1 rRNA gene is annotated in these 3,202 nt (G+C 56.7%); it reads right to left on the bottom strand.

The annotated features are described in order from the left end of the window. Positions 1-21 precede the first annotated feature (21 nt). Positions 22-3,143, bottom strand: a 23S ribosomal RNA gene (locus tag ACI2LY_RS30065). Positions 3,144-3,202 lie beyond the last annotated feature (59 nt).

Below are 3,202 nucleotides of genomic sequence, written 5' to 3'. Positions count from 1 at the left end.
ACACAGTGGACGCGAGCAACTGAGGACAAGCCCTCGGCCTATTAGTACCAGTCAACTCCACCCGTTACCAGGCTTCCATATCTGGCCTATCAACCCAGTCGTCTACTGGGAGCCTTACCCTCTCAAGGAGGTGGGAATACTCATCTCGAAGCAGGCTTCCCGCTTAGATGCTTTCAGCGGTTATCCCTCCCGAACGTAGCCAACCAGCCGTGCCCTTGGCAGGACAACTGGCACACCAGAGGTTCGTCCGTCCCGGTCCTCTCGTACTAGGGACAGCCCTTCTCAATATTCCTACGCGCACAGCGGATAGGGACCGAACTGTCTCACGACGTTCTAAACCCAGCTCGCGTACCGCTTTAATGGGCGAACAGCCCAACCCTTGGGACCGACTCCAGCCCCAGGATGCGACGAGCCGACATCGAGGTGCCAAACCATCCCGTCGATATGGACTCTTGGGGAAGATCAGCCTGTTATCCCCGGGGTACCTTTTATCCGTTGAGCGACGGCGCTTCCACAAGCCACCGCCGGATCACTAGTCCCGACTTTCGTCCCTGCTCGACCCGTCGGTCTCACAGTCAAGCTCCCTTGTGCACTTACACTCAACACCTGATTACCAACCAGGCTGAGGGAACCTTTGGGCGCCTCCGTTACTCTTTAGGAGGCAACCGCCCCAGTTAAACTACCCATCAGACACTGTCCCTGATCCGGATCACGGACCCAGGTTAGACATCCAGCACGACCAGACTGGTATTTCAACGACGACTCCCCCTGAACTGGCGTCCAGAGTTCACAGTCTCCCAGCTATCCTACACAAGCCGAACCGAACACCAATATCAAACTGTAGTAAAGGTCCCGGGGTCTTTCCGTCCTGCTGCGCGAAACGAGCATCTTTACTCGTAGTGCAATTTCACCGGGCCTATGGTTGAGACAGTCGAGAAGTCGTTACGCCATTCGTGCAGGTCGGAACTTACCCGACAAGGAATTTCGCTACCTTAGGATGGTTATAGTTACCACCGCCGTTTACTGGCGCTTAAGTTCTCAGCTTCGCCCTGACGAATCAGAGCTAACCGGTCCCCTTAACGTTCCAGCACCGGGCAGGCGTCAGTCCGTATACATCGCCTTACGGCTTCGCACGGACCTGTGTTTTTAGTAAACAGTCGCTTCTCGCTGGTCTCTGCGGCCACCCCCAGCTCAAGCAGCAAGTGCTATCACCGGTGATGGCCCCCCTTCTCCCGAAGTTACGGGGGCATTTTGCCGAGTTCCTTAACCATAGTTCACCCGAACGCCTCGGTATTCTCTACCTGACCACCTGAGTCGGTTTAGGGTACGGGCCGCCATGAAACTCGCTAGAGGCTTTTCTCGACAGCATAGGATCATCCACTTCACCACAATCGGCTCGGCATCAGGTCTCAGACTATGTGCTGCCCGGATTTACCTGGACAACGTCCTACACCCTTACCCCAGGACTACCATCGCCTGGGCTGGACTACCTTCCTGCGTCACCCCATCACTCACCTACTGCAGATCTGGATCAGCGGCTCCACCACTTCCCTTTGCCCGAAGGCTCCAGGACGGCTTCACGGCCTTAGCATCGTCTGGTTCGATGTTTGACGCTTCACAGCGGGTACCGGAATATCAACCGGTTATCCATCGACTACGCCTGTCGGCCTCGCCTTAGGTCCCGACTTACCCTGGGCAGATCAGCTTGACCCAGGAACCCTTAGTCAATCGGCGCACACGTTTCTCACGTGTGTATCGCTACTCATGCCTGCATTCTCACTCGTGAACCGTCCACCACTGCCTTCCGGCGCGGCTTCACCCGGCACACGACGCTCCCCTACCCATCACAGCACCCGTTGGGGCTATACGCTGCAATGACACGACTTCGGCGGTACGCTTGAGCCCCGCTACATTGTCGGCGCGGAATCACTAGACCAGTGAGCTATTACGCACTCTTTCAAGGGTGGCTGCTTCTAAGCCAACCTCCTGGTTGTCTGTGCGACTCCACATCCTTTCCCACTTAGCGTACGCTTAGGGGCCTTAGTCGATGCTCTGGGCTGTTTCCCTCTCGACCATGGAGCTTATCCCCCACAGTCTCACTGCCGTGCTCTCACTTACCGGCATTCGGAGTTTGGCTAAGGTCAGTAACCCGGTAGGGCCCATCGCCTATCCAGTGCTCTACCTCCGGCAAGAAACACACGACGCTGCACCTAAATGCATTTCGGGGAGAACCAGCTATCACGGAGTTTGATTGGCCTTTCACCCCTAACCACAGGTCATCCCCCAGGTTTTCAACCCTGGTGGGTTCGGTCCTCCACGAAGTCTTACCTCCGCTTCAACCTGCCCATGGCTAGATCACTCCGCTTCGGGTCTTGAGCGCGCTACTGAATCGCCCTATTCGGACTCGCTTTCGCTACGGCTTCCCCACACGGGTTAACCTCGCAACACACCGCAAACTCGCAGGCTCATTCTTCAAAAGGCACGCAGTCACGAGATATGTGCAAGCACATATCCGACGCTCCCACGGCTTGTAGGCACACGGTTTCAGGTACTATTTCACTCCGCTCCCGCGGTACTTTTCACCATTCCCTCACGGTACTATCCGCTATCGGTCACCAGGGAATATTTAGGCTTAGCGGGTGGTCCCGCCAGATTCACACGGGATTTCTCGGGCCCCGTGCTACTTGGGTGTCTCTCAAACGAGCCGCTGACGTTTCGACTACGGGGGTCTTACCCTCTACGCCGGACCTTTCGCATGTCCTTCGTCTACATCAACGGTTTCTGACTCGTCCTGTCGCCGGCAGACGACAGAAGAGAGATCCCACAACCCCGCACACGCAACCCCTGCCGGGTCTCACACGTATACGGTTTGGCCTCATCCGGTTTCGCTCGCCACTACTCCCGGAATCACGGTTGTTTTCTCTTCCTGAGGGTACTGAGATGTTTCACTTCCCCTCGTTCCCTCCACACTGCCTATGTGTTCAGCAGCGGGTGACAGCCCATGACGACTGCCGGGTTTCCCCATTCGGAAACCCCCGGATCAAAGCCTGGTTGACGGCTCCCCGGGGACTATCGTGGCCTCCCACGTCCTTCATCGGTTCCTGGTGCCAAGGCATCCACCGTGCGCCCTTAAAAACTTGGCCACAGATGCTCGCGTCCACTGTGCAGTTCTCAAACAACGACCAGCCACCCATCACCCCGA

Source organism: Streptomyces sp. NPDC002176 (genome assembly GCF_044903645.1).
Taxonomy (GTDB): Bacteria; Actinomycetota; Actinomycetes; order Streptomycetales; family Streptomycetaceae; genus Streptomyces.
Note: the sequence above shows the minus strand (reverse complement) of the source record. Positions and strands in the feature narration are given on the sequence as shown.